21 protein-coding genes and 2 pseudogenes are annotated in these 15,894 nt (G+C 36.6%); 11 read left to right on the top strand and 12 right to left on the bottom strand.

The window, feature by feature from the left end; translation table 11 throughout:
- Nucleotides 1-252 precede the first annotated feature (252 nt).
- Both PVV65_RS08315 and PVV65_RS08310 read right to left on the bottom strand, forming a co-directional pair.
- Nucleotides 253-972: pseudogene (locus tag PVV65_RS08315) on the bottom strand (DUF3987 domain-containing protein); the annotation flags it as partial.
- Nucleotides 933-1,058, bottom strand: a complete 126-nt coding sequence (locus PVV65_RS08310) for a hypothetical protein (RefSeq protein WP_273789846.1) — start codon at nt 1,056-1,058, stop codon at nt 933-935. The gene PVV65_RS08310 and the pseudogene PVV65_RS08315, both read right to left, overlap by 40 nt.
- A gap of 206 nt (nt 1,059-1,264) precedes the next feature.
- On the opposite strand from PVV65_RS08310, the gene PVV65_RS08305 reads away from it, so the two are divergent.
- Complete coding sequence (locus tag PVV65_RS08305; protein ID WP_273789848.1) at nt 1,265-1,888, top strand: hypothetical protein; 624 nt, start codon at nt 1,265-1,267, stop codon at nt 1,886-1,888.
- A gap of 152 nt (nt 1,889-2,040) precedes the next feature.
- Here the strand turns inward: PVV65_RS08305 and PVV65_RS08300 are convergent, their stop codons facing one another.
- From PVV65_RS08300 to PVV65_RS08290, 3 genes are all read right to left on the bottom strand, one after another.
- Complete coding sequence (locus PVV65_RS08300; protein ID WP_273789845.1) at nt 2,041-2,712, bottom strand: hypothetical protein; 672 nt, start codon at nt 2,710-2,712, stop codon at nt 2,041-2,043.
- Between the two features lie 650 nt (nt 2,713-3,362).
- Nucleotides 3,363-3,818, bottom strand: coding sequence for a hypothetical protein (locus PVV65_RS08295; protein ID WP_273789844.1), 456 nt, complete (start codon nt 3,816-3,818; stop codon nt 3,363-3,365).
- A 70-nt stretch (nt 3,819-3,888) separates the two neighbouring features.
- The gene (locus PVV65_RS08290) at nt 3,889-4,194 is read right to left on the bottom strand and encodes a hypothetical protein (protein ID WP_273789843.1); all 306 of its coding nucleotides are present in this window, start codon (nt 4,192-4,194) and stop codon (nt 3,889-3,891) included.
- A 228-nt stretch (nt 4,195-4,422) separates the two neighbouring features.
- On the opposite strand from PVV65_RS08290, the gene PVV65_RS08285 reads away from it, so the two are divergent.
- The 4 genes from PVV65_RS08285 to PVV65_RS08270 all read left to right on the top strand — a co-directional run bounded on the left by PVV65_RS08285 (nt 4,423) and on the right by PVV65_RS08270 (nt 6,761).
- Nucleotides 4,423-5,076: a recombinase family protein gene (locus PVV65_RS08285; RefSeq protein WP_273789842.1), complete on the top strand. Its 654-nt coding sequence runs from the start codon at nt 4,423-4,425 to the stop codon at nt 5,074-5,076.
- Nucleotides 5,077-5,273: 197 nt separating this feature from the next.
- The gene (locus PVV65_RS08280; protein WP_273755766.1) at nt 5,274-5,966 is read left to right on the top strand and encodes a ParA family protein; all 693 of its coding nucleotides are present in this window, start codon (nt 5,274-5,276) and stop codon (nt 5,964-5,966) included.
- Complete coding sequence (locus PVV65_RS08275; RefSeq protein WP_273789841.1) at nt 5,963-6,277, top strand: hypothetical protein; 315 nt, start codon at nt 5,963-5,965, stop codon at nt 6,275-6,277. Before PVV65_RS08280 ends, PVV65_RS08275 begins: the two co-directional genes overlap by 4 nt.
- 25 nt (nt 6,278-6,302) lie before the next feature.
- The gene (locus tag PVV65_RS08270; protein WP_273789840.1) at nt 6,303-6,761 is read left to right on the top strand and encodes a hypothetical protein; all 459 of its coding nucleotides are present in this window, start codon (nt 6,303-6,305) and stop codon (nt 6,759-6,761) included.
- A 40-nt stretch (nt 6,762-6,801) separates the two neighbouring features.
- Here the strand turns inward: PVV65_RS08270 and PVV65_RS08265 are convergent, their stop codons facing one another.
- The 7 genes and pseudogenes from PVV65_RS08265 to PVV65_RS08235 form a co-directional block, all read right to left on the bottom strand.
- The gene (locus tag PVV65_RS08265; RefSeq protein WP_273789839.1) at nt 6,802-7,848 is read right to left on the bottom strand and encodes a Fic family protein; all 1,047 of its coding nucleotides are present in this window, start codon (nt 7,846-7,848) and stop codon (nt 6,802-6,804) included.
- Between the two features lie 255 nt (nt 7,849-8,103).
- Nucleotides 8,104-8,502, bottom strand: coding sequence for a type II toxin-antitoxin system VapC family toxin (locus PVV65_RS08260; RefSeq protein ID WP_273789838.1), 399 nt, complete (start codon nt 8,500-8,502; stop codon nt 8,104-8,106).
- Nucleotides 8,499-8,750: an AbrB/MazE/SpoVT family DNA-binding domain-containing protein gene (locus PVV65_RS08255; RefSeq protein ID WP_273755771.1), complete on the bottom strand. Its 252-nt coding sequence runs from the start codon at nt 8,748-8,750 to the stop codon at nt 8,499-8,501. Before PVV65_RS08255 ends, PVV65_RS08260 begins: the two co-directional genes overlap by 4 nt.
- 146 nt (nt 8,751-8,896) lie before the next feature.
- Nucleotides 8,897-9,373, bottom strand: a complete 477-nt coding sequence (gene repC / locus PVV65_RS08250; RefSeq protein WP_273789837.1) for a replication initiation protein RepC — start codon at nt 9,371-9,373, stop codon at nt 8,897-8,899.
- Nucleotides 9,374-9,768: 395 nt separating this feature from the next.
- Nucleotides 9,769-9,876: a helix-turn-helix domain-containing protein gene (locus PVV65_RS08245; RefSeq protein ID WP_273789836.1), complete on the bottom strand. Its 108-nt coding sequence runs from the start codon at nt 9,874-9,876 to the stop codon at nt 9,769-9,771.
- Between the two features lie 98 nt (nt 9,877-9,974).
- A pseudogene (locus PVV65_RS08240) lies at nt 9,975-10,124 on the bottom strand (replication protein C); the annotation flags it as partial.
- A 634-nt stretch (nt 10,125-10,758) separates the two neighbouring features.
- A complete protein-coding gene (locus PVV65_RS08235) occupies nt 10,759-11,490 on the bottom strand; it encodes a nuclease (protein ID WP_273789835.1) in 732 nt (243 codons plus the stop codon).
- A 148-nt stretch (nt 11,491-11,638) separates the two neighbouring features.
- On the opposite strand from PVV65_RS08235, the gene PVV65_RS08230 reads away from it, so the two are divergent.
- From PVV65_RS08230 to PVV65_RS08205, 6 genes are all read left to right on the top strand, one after another.
- Entirely contained in the window at nt 11,639-11,986 is a 348-nt protein-coding gene (locus tag PVV65_RS08230; protein WP_273789834.1) for a TrbC/VirB2 family protein, read from the top strand.
- A 28-nt stretch (nt 11,987-12,014) separates the two neighbouring features.
- Nucleotides 12,015-12,341, top strand: a complete 327-nt coding sequence (locus PVV65_RS08225; protein ID WP_273789833.1) for a type IV secretion system protein VirB3 — start codon at nt 12,015-12,017, stop codon at nt 12,339-12,341.
- Complete coding sequence (locus tag PVV65_RS08220; protein ID WP_273789832.1) at nt 12,338-14,698, top strand: VirB4 family type IV secretion/conjugal transfer ATPase; 2,361 nt, start codon at nt 12,338-12,340, stop codon at nt 14,696-14,698. Before PVV65_RS08225 ends, PVV65_RS08220 begins: the two co-directional genes overlap by 4 nt.
- Nucleotides 14,695-15,426 (top strand): type IV secretion system protein, encoded by a 732-nt coding sequence (locus tag PVV65_RS08215; RefSeq protein WP_273789831.1) that lies wholly within the window; start codon nt 14,695-14,697, stop codon nt 15,424-15,426. Before PVV65_RS08220 ends, PVV65_RS08215 begins: the two co-directional genes overlap by 4 nt.
- 24 nt (nt 15,427-15,450) lie before the next feature.
- The gene (locus PVV65_RS08210) at nt 15,451-15,717 is read left to right on the top strand and encodes an EexN family lipoprotein (RefSeq protein WP_273789830.1); all 267 of its coding nucleotides are present in this window, start codon (nt 15,451-15,453) and stop codon (nt 15,715-15,717) included.
- A 2-nt stretch (nt 15,718-15,719) separates the two neighbouring features.
- A partial coding sequence (locus tag PVV65_RS08205; RefSeq protein ID WP_273789847.1) for an EexN family lipoprotein occupies nt 15,720-15,894 on the top strand: 175 nt, incomplete at its 3' end.

Raw genomic sequence — 15,894 nt, 5'->3', positions numbered from 1 at the left:
TGAATTTACGTGTTGTGTCTTAATAAGGGTTGTATCATTAAAATACTAACATATTGAAATATAATGTTTTTAATTTTTTATATCATTTAAAAAAATACTCTAGGGTCTAGAAACAACTGACTAAACTGACAAAAATGACAAAACTCTTTTTACAAAGCCACTCAGATCATTTGCTTTTGGAGAAAAGTTCCTTCATGAGAAGGTCATAAAAAGAGTTTTGCGTGGTTGTTTTAAGACTTCAAAAGAGGTTTTTTATTGTTCTATGCTGCTGTTTTTGACCAAAGGATGCCACTCATAGCGTTTATCCGGACGCCAACCTAATTCATTCCCCTCTATAGGAAATTCACGAATATAGTTACAACGGCATAAGAGCTCTAAAGCTTGCTTAACGGCTTGATTATCTTTTAAAGACCTCCAACACCGTCTATAAATATCTCTTGCCGTAAAAACATCGGGTAAATGATCACAGCGTTCAACAATCAATTTTGCACGCTCTGCTGTTACTGTATCCCCCGCCGCATAAAGACGTCTTGCGTGACTTATCAAATATTTTTCCCAACACAAAGCTCTCTCAAGGGCATCTCTATTGATTTCAAAACGCCCGCCTTCACTCAATTCAAAAATCAACGCAAGGGTTGGTATGGTTTTATCCATTTTCAAAAGATGTGTTTGTAAACTTGCAGAGAAATGCCCCCCTTTGACTGTTCTTTGAAAATTTTCCCACCATTCACGAAACATCTCTTGAGCATCAGCAGAAAAGCGTATGGTCATGGGGTGTTTTGGTGATCCTAAAAGTTTATCATAAAGAGAACGAAAGACCTCTTGATAACTTTCCCATGCCTTTTGATTGGGCGGTCTATCAACCCAGTCACGCTCTTTTCATTCATCGGGAAAGACCAGCATTTGAAACCGTTTCAATAAACCGTCATCGTTTATTCCACGGTGTATGGCTTGAATAATGGGAATAATTCTACCCCTTTAACACGCTCTTTTCCAGCATTAGGAGGCAGAGGCTTTTTGATCGGTTGTAAAACCTGCTCTGTGTTTTCTGATGTCATAAATTCCTCCCTCCAGATAATAAAAAACCCCGGATTTGCGGGGATTTTAGACTGTACATCACGCTCATTTAGACACAATACACCTAAGTACAGCGATATCATTAAATACGATTTGCATCACTTTGTCAACACAAAAATAACACATATTGATAAGTTAGAAGGGAATCAGTTAAACAGCGCTTATGAATAATTAAGGGTTCAAAATGATGAAATCATTATCCATAACACGCATCATAACATTTATAGCTTTCTTTTCTATATCAGCGCTACCTGCATCAGCGTCATTTGGATTTATAGACAAATTGACGCGTATGTTTACAAGTGTAGATACTATAGAGAAGTATAATAAGCTTTACGACAAATACGCGAGTAAAGAATATACTGGCTTTACGCATTTTAATAAGCTAAGCCAAGCACAACAATTTGTATACAGCCGTGACTATCAGAATATATCTCCCAAATTTGATACTGTATTGCATCGTCACATACTCGTTATTTTATGTGGACGCTTTGTGAATTTATTACGGGGTGAGTATAATGAGGAAATGTCATGGGCGATGCTACCCAATGTAATAAGTCGTTTACGTTATGAACATAATTGGAGTGAAAGAGATTTTATGTGGGCATACAATGAATCCAATAACAGCAAAAATCCAATGATTTATTATGCAAAAAAATTTCTCAGTAATCCGACTGGAAGTGGCATTAGCCCCAAAACACAAATGATAGTTGTAGTATCTGACGTGAGCACCGGTGATTATGAAAACACTAAACAAGTCGCTAGATTTTGCAGAGACTTACCAACGATATACAATATGATGAAGCCGTAATAGAGATTATCATTTAACGATTAAAATGCTTTTGAACGCATTAAGAGCGACACGTAGTGAGCTTATAAGATGCGGTAATTCTTGATCTTTTATAACGAGGTACTGTAGCGCAGCGTAAAGATTATACTGTCTATAGAGATGTTGCGCTTCTTTTATTGCCCCTTGCATGGCTTGATAATGACCTCAAAGCCTTGGCTATAAGCACGCTTTGCAAGGGTAAAACCTGCTTTACAACCCGCATCATCTGCTGGTTTCTGATCTGTTTTACAGCCATTGGCTTGTAAAAAGGTTCTATGAATGGCAAAGGAACCAGCCCCCTTAACAAGCGCCACCAACGCGGGCAGTGTCATTCCTAATGGGTGTGGACAGTTGTCGTGAAAGCGTAAATCAGCAGGCAATTCACACGTAATACCCCGCTTGCGTAAATAGGTTTCTGCTAAAGTATCTTTGATCGGTTGACTTTGTTGCCAAATTGCTTTTGCTCTTTCTGCTTTCTGTTTTACTCCTTTGAGATCAGCAGAAAACTGTTTTGAGAAAGAAAGCGTATGATCATAAGCTTTATCAACAAAGGCTTGTTTCCCCAGCAAGCCAATTCTTCTAAGCGCTTGTATGATCTCTCTAAAAGAGCAGCCAGCATAACAAGTGAGTAAAAGACGCCCATCATTTCCATTGGTAATGGATAAGCTAGGCAGCCTATCATCATGAGCGGGACAACGGACACTTCCATAATGCCCATGCCAAACTCCACGTAATGCACAAGTAATTTTTTGAGCTGTTGTATGCAATGCATAAGCATTGCTTGTTGTAGCATTTGTAAAATGCATAAAATACCTTCCTGCCACTTGCATTACAGGACAGATTTTGCTAATTCAGTATTTGTGGATACAGAAATACTTATGTCTGTCCTATAAGGCAAAGGTTTTTCTAGGCGGTGTTGTTGTTATATTGGTTTTTTGTCTTCACTTATTTTGTTATGAAGATATAAGCATACCAACGCGATAAGAGAACAGTACTTTGGTTATTTGTACTGTCTTATCAGCAACAAGCCACCAAATTATTCAAAACTTATGCCAAATAGCGTAATATTTTCGGTAGCAATGAAAATTGTTTAATTCTTAGTCATTGAACCCCCTATTTTCTCTAAAAAATAGAATCAATATCTATTAACACCATTGTTAATAGCAGCTCTCAAAAAACTTTTCTAGTGTAAAAGACATTTTTTGGCTTACAAAAACAACATTTTGTTGTTTTTGCTCATGGTGGTCGATATATTGACTATCCATAAAGAATTAAATAAAATTAAAAATATTTCGTTTATCTGCTTCTAAGTCAATTCCTCCAGAGGACATTACATATCCCACATTATCAAAATTCATTCTAAGTTGGACTTATTTCTTAAACCATAAATCAAACTCTATTGTTTTTTATAATATTATATATTTTACTTTTTAAAAGGGAATGACCTTCATTTATACTAGAGATCTATACCAACAGCTTTGGCTTGCATATTTTCATAGAGCTTTTGCATTATCTTGATATTATCCCGCCGTATATCAATGATAGACTTTTCAACCGCTGTTAAACGCGCTTTGTCGAGATTCTCTAATCGTGTATAATGAGATGCCAATGCTTGTCTTGCTTCATCATAAGGCAAATCACCTTTCCGATTTTTGGATAAACTATAAGCTTCATTGATCACTTTATATTGTGCAGGATTACCAACAAGCACCACATGTTTCTTAATAACATCTATTTCCGTTAATGCTGTTTTAAGACTACTAATCATAGCCTTACTATTGGCATATCTTAGCAAATCATTTTCTACAAGACTACGTTCCGCACCAAGAAGTGATGATAAATCACCGCTTTTTCCAATGTTACGAAGACAACCACACAAATCACTTCGCACACTATGTAGTTTTTTGGTCATCAATGCTTTTTCAAGACTTTTTACATAGTTATTTTCGCGAACAAAAATACGTTCTAACTCCTCAAACTCTTTAGAAATGATAACCTCCTATGATGACATCTTTATCTAACCAATCGGGACCATATTCTTTATCAGCATCTTTAGTAGAAAATCCCATATCACGAATAAATTGTGCTCCATGCCGCTTTTTAAGAAACAAAAGTGTATGTGCTGGAGGTTCAGTCAATGCCAACCATTCCCACGCCGCTTTGTCATCACCAGCACGATCAGCCGCTTCTGACTCAGCAGTATAAATACAGTCTTGATCTAATCCACCTGCTCGTAATTCCTCACGTTCAGCATCAGTCATATAACTTTTGGGTAATTTCTTTTCCATAGGAAATTCCTTTCTGTAATCTGTCTTTTAATTTTAATCTAATGATTGAATCTAATCAATCAAATCCCCACGAATTTTTAAAAAGGTATTTGTTTTTATCTTTGATAAAGATGGATTATCTATTAAATAAAACGATCGTTTTTTCTGATATAAAAAGATATATTTAATTGACATTTTTTTTGAATAAAAATATATTATTTTTAATCTAAAATGACCTTTTTACTGAACATGCCAAAATTTTACGCCTATTTACGTGTTTCTCGTGACGGACAAGATACAGAAAATCAAAAATTTGGATTGTTAGAATATGCTAACAAACATGGCTTTGCACCACTCCATATTGAAGAAGAAATTGCGAACAGAGGAAAGGATTGGCGCAAGCGTAAACTTGGAACATTAATTGAAAAAGCAGAACGAGGAGATGTGTTGTTAACACCCGAATTTTCTCGTATTGCTGGCTCTTCTCTTGCTGTCTTAGAAATTCTCAAAGCCGCGAGTGAACGTGGTTTGATTGTTCATGTGACAAAACAAAACCTCGTCATAGACGGGAGTCTACAAAGTGATATCATCGCAACTGTATTGGGTATGGTAGCGCAAATTGAAAGACATTTAATTCAAGAGCGCACAAAAGAAGCTTTAAATGTTGCACGTCAACGAGGAATAAAACTAGGACGTCCAAAGGGAAATATTGCTACACAATTAAAACTGGACAATCACATTGATGAAATTCAAGCATTTATAAATGTTGGGTTGTCACAAAGCCGTATTGCCAAGACGTTAGGCGTTAGTGTGAATACCTTGCGCTTATTTATTGAACGCAGAAATATCAAGCCTACCAAAATTAAACCACTCATTACCATGCCAAAAGCATTGAAGAATTAAGGTAAACTAAGCTGGTAAAATATCTGTTTGCATATCAGAATATATACCTAATTATACCCTATTGCCATTAACTATACGTACATAATAAATATTTATTATGTACGTATAAAATACGTAATATTTTTTTATAATTAATAAATATGTAATAAATATATATTATTTATTCAGTGTTTATTCACTAAATAAGGAATATCTTAATGCCAGTCATTACTATGTGTTCCACAAAAGGTGGTGTTGGAAAATCAACAATGGCATTAGTGTTAGCTAATGTTTTTGCTAAAGCTGGATCTAAGGTAAAATTAATCGATGCGGACCCAAATCAACCTCTTGTGACATGGATGAAAAGATCTATGGATACAATGCCAAATAACATAGAAGTTTCTGGAAATATTACAGAACAGAATATTGTTTCTTGTATTGATGATGCTGTAGAACGGTTTCCATTTGTTATCGTTGATCTTGAAGGTTCTGCTAAGCTTGCTGCTTCTTTTGCTATAGGAAGAGCTGATTTAGTTTTAGTTCCTATGAGAAAAAAACAACTTGATGGAGACCAAATAGGAAAAATCATTGCTTTGATAACACAGCAGAGTCAATTTTTAAAAAGAGAAATACCTTTTCGTATTGTATTTTCAATGACGAATGCCTTAAACAGTCGAGAATCTCAGTATATAGAGAAAACATTAGAAAAAGCTAATATTCCTATTTTATCTGCTTCGTTAACTGAAAGAGGAGCTTATAGTGCTCTTTTTCAAATAGGGGGCTCTCTCTTTGATTTATCACCTTCTGATGTAAACAATCCACAAGCCGCACAAGAAAATGCAACGGTTTTTGCTAATGCTGTTGTAGAAATATTGGATAGTGAAAATTTATTAAAGGGTAAAGTAGCATGACAAAGAGAGCTGAAATTTCATTGCCGAATTTTGAAAATTTACAACCGTTCACAAAGGCACAAAAAGTAAACGAACAAGAATTAGATAAGATAAGTCAAAAAAATGGTTTTACGACGCGTCATAGCATAGAAAAAACACATATTAGAGGGAGTGGTCGTAGACGGCGTAGCTTAAAAACCGCACGAGTAACACTTGCGCTTGAACCAACAGTAAGAGATAAATTTTGGTCTTTAGCCGATGATCTTAATGAAGATGGTGGTGATTTTCTTAATCGTCTTATTGAAAATTATATAAATAATAATTACACATAAAATAAATAATGATTATTTATTATGTATGTACAAAATACGTAGTAAATATTTAAACTTTTTTTGTAATAAAATTATTATTTATCAAATGGTTAAAGTGTCATATATCATTAAAAAACTTTTTTCTATACAGCAATTAGTAATGTTGAAGCATTTGTTACCGAAGTCATTGCAAAGCTTAAAAAAGCCCAAACAAATTAAACAAAAAGAAACTTATAGAATGAGTACAGAAAGAAAAACATTAGATTTTTCAGAACTTGATGAGTTTAAACCACGACAAGCTAAAACTGCTTTAAATACTGTAGAATGCAAAGAAATAGATAGGGCTGTAACCTTTCCAAGTCGTGAGCAATCAGATGAATCACAAATAAATATCAAAGCTAGTATTGCTATAATTAAGCGTTTTAAATCTATGGCAAAACCAGAGCGCTATCGCCATGGTGATTTTTTAGAGATATTAATGAATGCTTATAAAAAAGGCGATTAGCTATCGCAATGGGCGCTTTTTAAATTCCCAGAGCATAAAATTAAGGTAAGCTATACCAAGTTGATCGCCCTCCTCCATGACGTATCAAAAGACCTTTTTCAACCAATGATGCAAAAGTTGCTTTAAGTGTATTGGGACTTGCACAAAATTCACGCACCATATCACGGGTTGTTACACGCCCATGATTACGCACATAATCCAGAATATGAAGAGCTAATTCAGATAAAGCCAAAAGAGCATTTCTTTCACTCTCTATTTTCATTTCTAATTGGCGTTTTTGTTTTTGTAGAGCACGTAAAAAAAACAGTATCCAAGGTTCCCAATTAGGTGTCTTCGTATAAATTGTCTTTTGCGTTTGATTCAAAGCTAGGTAGTAACTTTCTTTATTATTCTCAATGACGCTTTCAAGTGATGAATATGGTACATAAACATAGCCTTTTTGTAACAAAAGCAAGGTTGTTAAGATACGGCTTAAGCGTCCATTCCCATCTTGGAAAGGGTGAATAGCTAAGAAAGTGACATTAAAAATAGCAATCATAAGTAAAGGATGAAGATTATTTAATTCATTGGTTTTATTAAACCAATCAATAAGTTCTTGCATTCGGTATGGTGTATCAAATGGTGTTGCTGTTTCAAAAACAATACCAACCATTTTACCTTCAGAATTGAATGCTGCTACATCATTACGTAATGTCTTATATTCTCCTCTATGACGTTCATCTTTGTCGCTCTCATATAAAAGATCACGGTGCAGCTGTTTAATATGATTTTCTGTAATAGGTATATCTTTCCAAGACTGAAAGATTATTTCCATAACTTTTGCATAACCAATAACTTCTTGTTCATCGCGGCTCTTAAAACTTTTAATTTCTAAGTTTAATAAAAGCTTTTCAATTTCACGGTCTGTTAATTTGTTTCCTTCAATACGCGTAGAAGATCCAATACTTTCAACAGTTGCAATATGGCGCAGAGCATTCAAACGTTCTGGAGCAAGAGTTCCAAAAGCGCGCCACGCACCTTTGAACTCATCAATCTCAGAAATAAGGGATAATAATTCTTGTGTGATTTTGAGTGTATCTATTTTCATACCGGATTATATACCCGATTATACCGGATTATCAATTATTTTTCTATAGATCTTATGGAAATAAGGACTTTTTACGTATCATGTTCAATATATAGAAAACTTATGTTATTCATAAATTAAGCATATGTTTTATGTGAGCGTTTCTTATATCATGTGTATATTTTATATTGATTATATAGAACACCAACGCGCTTTTTATATTCAGTATTATAAATTTGATATGCCAACGACATCATTGCAATCATAACTTATTCATTAAGAAAGGAGTTTTGTAGACTTTCCGTTTTGCTTTAATAGATCAATTACTAACTTATCAAAGGAAACAAAGGTATCGCCCCCCAGAAAATTACCCTCATAGGATATAATACCATCAGCAAAATCTTCTCCAGCCTCAAAGATAGCAAGCCCTGCTTCAACAGCTGGTCGATTCATGACTACATTACTGGTTACAAGCAAATCTCTTAACATTTCGGCGATATCTTCTTTTGATAATTTTGCCCCGCGACGAAGTATCCAAACAAGTTCACAAAGACAAGGTAAAGAAATAGCTATGAGTGAAGCTTCTCTTAAAATCTTGCTTGCCGCCTCCCCCTGCTTTTTATCGTCTTGTAACACAGCACGAACGAGAACATTTGTATCTACAGCAATCTTCATTTTTCCCCCGCCCAATGAGAAGCAGCAATTTCGTTCATTTCTTCAATAGTCAGTGTTTTTTTTAGTTTTCCAGCAAATCGTCCAATAAAGCTCTCAATAGTGCTTGTAGGTTGCGATGCCTTTATACGAAGTTGACCACTTGGTAACTTATCAACGTCAATCTTCTCACCAGCTTTAACCCCAAGATGCTGTAGTAAATCGCGCTTCAGCGTAATTTGTCCTTTTTCTGTAACAGTTAATGAAGGCATAGAAAAATCCTTTTAATTTACATATAGCTCTTTAGTATATATAAAAGTAATGTAAAAATCAATTACTATTCAAAAGAAAAATTGTACATTTGCTACCTAAATACATATCCAATTTATGTAATACCAACGCGTTTTCATTTTAAATTTTATGAAAATTGATTAAGGTATTTTGTCATATTTAAAGTTTTAAGAACTTCATTCAGTTCCGATTTTAACAAAGAAATTTTTTGATCATTTGGTTTTGTTGGCTCGTTTTTTATCGCTTTTTGCGTGCACAAATCTTTCAGTTTTTCCTCAGAAGCTTCCTTCAGCAGAGCATAGAAAGAACGTTCTAGATAAAGTTCTCCTCGATTTTCTTTAGCAATCATGCCCCGCAGATACCCTCCAGATGATTTAACCAATTCCTTGCAAGATTTTTCAAAGATGATAGCAATAGCCAAAGCAGCTTTTTTAATTCCCATGATTTTTTTAGCTTCTTTAATAGCATGAGAAGAAATCCCCTTCATTTTAGCTAAAAACTCCATAGAACCAATTAAATCTCTTTCAGATTGCAGCCCATATTTCATAAACATAGCAACATTAGGCAATGCTTCAGTTAAAAATTCTGGTTTGATTTGAAGCAATTTATTATTTTTTGAAGGTAAGGCGTTTTCAGTTTTGCTTTTCTCTATTTTTTCATAAGCCTTTTTGTTACAATTACAAATATGTTTAAGGGTTGTATATTCTAGGGGTTGTATATTTTATGTGCATTTCGTCAGCGAAATGCCTGTATTTCGTTTTTTGTGATTTTTGCTTTAAAAATCTCTCTAAAATCCACTGAAAAAGACTTATCGCTTTGTGCAATTTTTCATAAGAAGCTTTAGCCGGACGACCAACAATCTGAATAATTTTTTGCATTCTAGAAAAAAGCAATGATGTAAAAGAGGCTTTGATTTGTCGCACCAACCCCTGAAAACAATGCAAAGCATCTTTTTGTTTGTCCTGAGCCTCTAGGATTTCATCAGTTTTCTGTTTAAGTTCATGGTATCGAGCAACCAGAATACATCAAATCAATACCGCAAGCTGCTATAGTTCCATGATCACGGCTTCGCACTGAATAGCGTTTAAAGTTACCAGAATCCCGCATAACAACAAGCCCGCCATCATAAAGACGTGAAAGCACAATATACTAACGCGTCCTTCACTACGGTAAATTTCATTACCAAGACAGTAATTACTTTTAAAAACGATAGGAACGCCACCTTTTTCAAATGAAGATGTCGAAGCTGTATTCAATAAAGCCAAGAGAAGTTTAGCTTCTGTCTCTCGTATAAAACCAGCCCTCTCTAATTTTTTAGCCAATCCAATTAATTGCCCCCGACTTACAGAACCCATTTCAGCATTTTCTGCTAATTTTCTATATTCTATATGATGCGCACTTAACTTTCTTCCGGAGACTTTATTAACCATAATTATTTTAACCTCTCAGTTAGAGGCAAAAAAAATGTGAAAAATATCCCTTTTCTACAAAATTTCTCTTGCAGAATCCGATAAGTTAAATTAAATTAGGAAATGTGTTATTTAATTTAACTATGCCGTATAGGTATTTTAGAAACCCTTCTGTTGTCGCAGTTGGGTTTTTATTTTTTTGCCATTATATTTCCCTCACTTTGAAATGACTCATAGCGTTGAAAAAAGCATGTCAAGATGACAGACTATCTTAAAAAAAGATTTTCAATATGGTAAAGATTTCAAGCAATTATTTTTTATAACAATACAACCAATTGCAACCTGTCATAATAGCGAAGCGAAATGACGTATAGGGGAAGGGAATACACTCCCGTATAGCGCTGTAGTGAACAACCTATACGCATTAAGTGAGCTTTAAATAAAAACAATTTTCCAAACAGACTAACCATGACGAGAATTGTCCATCAAGCCCTATAGGGCTTTTGGTTCAACTTTAAAGCTATTAAGGCTCATGGTGGAATTGTCTTCATTTTTAAAGAGCACTGAAGAGAACGCTTGGTTAATTATGATCAATGGGGTTATAGGTTCCATGATCTCTTCGCCAATCTTCTGGTTGTTGAAATTGGCTCGACCACAAGCCATTTTTTTCTTTTTGAGCGGTCAATTGTAAATTTTTATAGTCTGCGGGGGATGGAAAGTTATGCTGATCTTTTGTCAAAACCATCAACCCTTCTGCAAGCCCCAAGCGTGCCAGATCAACTCCATCGACAAAACATTGTGCATAATGAACTTGTCGAATGACACGGGCTTGCCGACAGGTAACATTTTTATCGATTGTTTTTGAGACAAGCCACGCCGTGACAAAAGCCCCACAGGGCCACTTAACACCATTGCGGGTAGCAAATTGCCGTGTTTCACAAGTTTCCACACCATAGAGACGGATATCACGGACGATTCTTTTTCTCCACCCCTCATCTGTTGGTGTGATCATTTTAAAGCTCACACCACTTGTGACCTGAATAGCACCTGAATAAACAGGGACATTTTCTTCATAAAATTCTGTTGATAATGATTCTAAAGACAAAGGCATTTCTTGTTTATGATCATGATTGCGTACGGTTAAATCTGGTTCTTGAGACTGTTTTTCCACGACCTTTTTTATGTTTTGCACAACAGGGCTTTGCATAAAATCTTCAGAGTTTTGACGAAAATAAGAAACAGCTGCAAGAATAAAAAAAATAAAAATCAGATATTTAAATGCTGATCGAGAAGTTTTTTTTAAAAATATCATTTTGTATATTATAAATAATTTTGTTTATTTTACTCTAAAAAATAAAATACTATAAATGAAACAGTAGAATTTTTTATTTTATTACGTTATACATTACAGTAAATTAATGTTAAGTAATTTTTAATTTTTAATATGCGGGGAAATTTTCATGAAAAACATGAATAATTCGTTCAATCGTGAACACACCTTACAAAAATCAATTTTATCAAACACCCAAAAGAAATGGCTAACAACAGCATTGATGCTTTTTATTGCTTTCCTTGTACTCAGTGAGCCAGCATTTGCAGAAGGCTTCGGAAAAATTGAAACTGCCCTTCAAAAAATAGTTGACGCTTTAACAGGAAACATTGCTACATCAATTGCCACCATTGCGGTTGCTGGTATTGGACTTGCCTGGATTGCTGGTTATGTTGAAATGCGTAAGGCATTTTTTGTTTGTGTTGGCATTGGCATTGTTATGGGTGCAGCGCAAATCGTATCAATGCTTAAAACTTAATTAACGTGCTCTAGCATTTTCAAAAACCATGAAAGAGCGTGAGAAGTTAACGGAAGATACGTTATTTCTTGCTTGCACGCGCCCTGCAATGATTGCAGGCGTGACGGTGGAAGCTATGGGATTAAATGGGATAGGATCGATGATATTGTTTATTATGGCGGGCAATATTTTTCTTTTAACCATTGGTGTTGCCATCCATTTCATATTCAAAGAAATCCTAAAGCATGACCATAATAAATTTCGTATTCTTCTGACATGGCAAAAGACAACTATTTTTGCCAGAAATTCTAGTCTATGGGGTGGGGGAAGTATTTCTCCATTACGATTAATTCGTAATTATGAGGAATTAAAATGAAAACAGCCGAGCGCAAACGTGAAAAGCAGCCAGAGGCGATCATTCCTTATGTTCGCCATGTTAACAAGCATATTATAGCGCTGGATTCAAGGGCATTGATGAGTATTATTGCCCTTGAAGGCATTAACTTTGAGACAGCAGATATCATTGATCTGAATGTGCTTCACGAACAGCTCAATAATCTGTTTAAGAACATTGCGGATGAACGGATTGCGCTTTATAGCCATATAATCCGAAAGCGTGAAACTGTTTATCCGGATGGGACTTTTAGATCAGCATTTGCCAAGCAATTAGATGATAAATACCGTGAGCGAATGGTTTCACAGGAGCTTTATCGCAATGATCTTTATCTTTCGATTTTGTGGAATCCACACGTTGATAAGACGGATAAATTAGCCGAATTTTTCAAACGTTTAGGCAAAGCCAAACAAGAAAAGACGGAAGTTGATGAAGAATCCGTTCGCAAGCTTGAAGATATTACGACAGATCTTATTCAAAATTTAGAGCGTTATGGCGCAAGAAGATTAAGTCTATATGAGCATGACGGTAGCATTTATTCGCAGCAAAGTGAGTTTATTCACCAACTGGTAGGTGGTCGTCGTGAACGCATACCCCTCACATGGGGGACGATAGCGTCGACTGTTTATTCCGACCGTTTGATTTTTGGGAAAGAGGTCATAGAGATACGCACTGAGGCGGGCCAGCGTTTTGCTGGCATGTTTGGTTGGAAAGAGTATCCAGCCAAAACCAGAATAGGCATGGCGGATGGTTTGCTCACCCTTCCCTTTGAATTTATTTTTACGCAATCTTTTGTTTTTAAGAGCAAAAATGTTGCCAAGCAGATTATGGGTCGCAAACAAAACCAGATGGTCAATGCCGGAGATCGTGCGGGCTCACAAATCATGGAGTTGGATGATGCGCTTGATGATCTTGAATCGAATCGTTTTGTTTTAGGGGAGCATCATTTATCGTTAGCGGTTTTTGCTGATGAGCCACAAGAGTTAGCGGATAATCTTGCCAAAGCGCGTTCTCGTCTCACAGATGGTGGTGCAGTCATTGCGCGGGAGGATTTAGGGTTAGCGGCGGCGTGGTGGGCACAATTGCCTGGTAATTATGCCTATCGCACCCGCTCTGGCGCGATAACCAGCCGCAATTATGCAGCGCTTTCACCTTTTCATTCTTTTCCGGTTGGCAAAATAGATGGCAATGTGTGGGGACCAGCGGTAGCGTTGATGAAGACTTCAGCTGGTTCACCGTTTTATTTTAACTTTCACTTTGGTGATTTAGGCAATACCTTTGTCTGTGGTCCGTCAGGTTCTGGTAAAACGGTTATTGTTAATTTTTTACTAGCGCAACTTCAAAAGCATGATCCGAATATGGTCTTTTTTGATAAGGATCGTGGAGCAGAGCTTTTTGTCAGAGCGGGTGGCGGCACTTATATGCCCTTGAAGAATGGTAGACCGACAGGCATAGCACCGCTAAAAGGCTTAGACTATAACAATCCAGCAGATAGAGTTTTTTTACGCCAATGGATTATAAAGCTTGTTTCGTCTGAAGATCAAAAGATCAGTGAATCAGAAAGACAAGATATCACGGCAGCGGTTGACCAACTTGCTCTATTACCTAAGGAACAACGGACCATATCGGCCTTACAAATGTTTTTTGACACCACGCACAGGGAGGGCATATCGGGTCGTTTAGAAAGATGGTGTAAAGGCAATGCCTTGGGATGGGTTTTTGACAATCCGGATGATGACATAGGGATTGATGCAAAATTTATTGGTTATGATATGACGGATTTTTTAGACAATGACGAAATTCGTCCACCATTAATGATGTATTTATTTCATAGGATTCTGTCTCTGATTGACGGGCGTCGTATTATCATTGTCATTGATGAGTTTTGGAAAGCGCTAGAGGATGATTCCTTTAAAGCCTTTGCGCAAGACAGGCTGAAAACTATCCGTAAACAAAATGGTTTGATGTTATTTGCCACGCAATCACCCAAAGATGCGATTAATTCGACGATAGCTCACACCATTATAGAGCAATGTCCCACTCAGATTTATTTTCCCAATCAAAAGGGCAACCACGCAGATTATGTAGAGGGTTTTAAATTATCCGACAGGGAGTTTAACCTAATACAAGCAGAATTAAGCCGGGAGTCACGGCGTTTTCTCATCAAGCAGGGGCAAAGTTCTGTTGTAGCAGAACTGAATTTACGCGGTTTTGATGATGAAATAGCCATTTTAAGCGGCACCACGAAAAACATTGAACTTCTCGAAACGATTATGGAAGAAGTGGGTGCCTCTCCAGAAAAATGGCTTCCCATTTTCCAAGAAAGGTCAAAACAATGAAAAAACTTTTATGGGCAACAGCCTTCTGTGCAATTTCTTTAGGCTTAAAAACGAATGCCTTCGCCATCGTGGTATTTGATCCCACAGCTGCTGGAAAATTAGCTGAACAAATTCGGCAAGGCACACAACAGCTTGAACAATTAAAAGGTCAACTTGAGCAAATGAAACAACTCTATAGCTCCTTAAATGCCAAGCCTGACATTTCGGCATTGAAGGAAATGTTTAACAAGCAAGGGAGCAATGGCGCTCTACCTTCTGACTTTAACCACTTTCAACAATCGATGGGCAGCGGCGGCGGCGGCGGCGGCGGCGGAAGCAGCAGCAAAAACGCACAAAAATGGCAAGAAGAGCTTAAATATAAAGAGCCCTCAGGGGGTGCAGGATCAAAAGAAGCGGTGGATGCTTTTTACGCAGAGGAAGTCAAAAAAGCCGAACAACGTGTAGTAGGACAAGCCGCCACAGGCCAAGACGTCTACGAAGAAGCCAGTGAAACACAAAAAAAGATTAACAAGCTTCTCGATAAACTTGGGAACACTGAAAAGGCTGGTGAAATTCAAGGCATTCAAGCACAACTAGAAGCAATACAAGCAAAACTGCAAACACAAGTTCTTCAAATGCAAGCCGCCGCGATGATTCAACAAGCAGAAGAAAAAGCGGCCGAAAAACGTGCCTACGAAGAATTTGCAGCGCGCTACGCAGATTATGCAAAAAAACTCCGTGGTCAATAAAGGGTAAAAAAGAGGGGCTTGAACATGAACAAGATCATCATCACAACATTGCTACTTTGCACAGGACTTATGGCTGCTGGCTGTGAAAAAACCTATAGCGTCGCAGAATTAAAAAAAGACAAAAAACTGATGGAAGAAGTACTCGTGAAATGTTTGACATCAGGGGATCTTAAATCGAAAAATTGTAAAAACGCAGAGCAAGCTGAATTTGAAACCCGTAAAAAATGGGGAGGTTTTGGCTCTACAAATGATGAGCAGCAAAAATCTGAAAAACAAGGGGACAATCACTAATCATGAATAAGATCACCATAACAACATTGCTGCTTTGCACTGGGCTCATAGCTGCTGGATGTGAAAAAACCTATAGCGTCGCTGAATTTAAAAAAGATGAAAAATTACGCCTAGAGTGGGATGCTAAATGTGGATTTGCAGGGACTTCAAAAAATTGTGAAAACATGCGGTTAGCAT

The organism is Bartonella sp. ML70XJBT (genome assembly GCF_028618425.1).
Classification (GTDB): domain Bacteria; phylum Pseudomonadota; class Alphaproteobacteria; order Rhizobiales; family Rhizobiaceae; genus Bartonella.
This window is presented reverse-complemented; position numbering and strand designations above follow the sequence as displayed.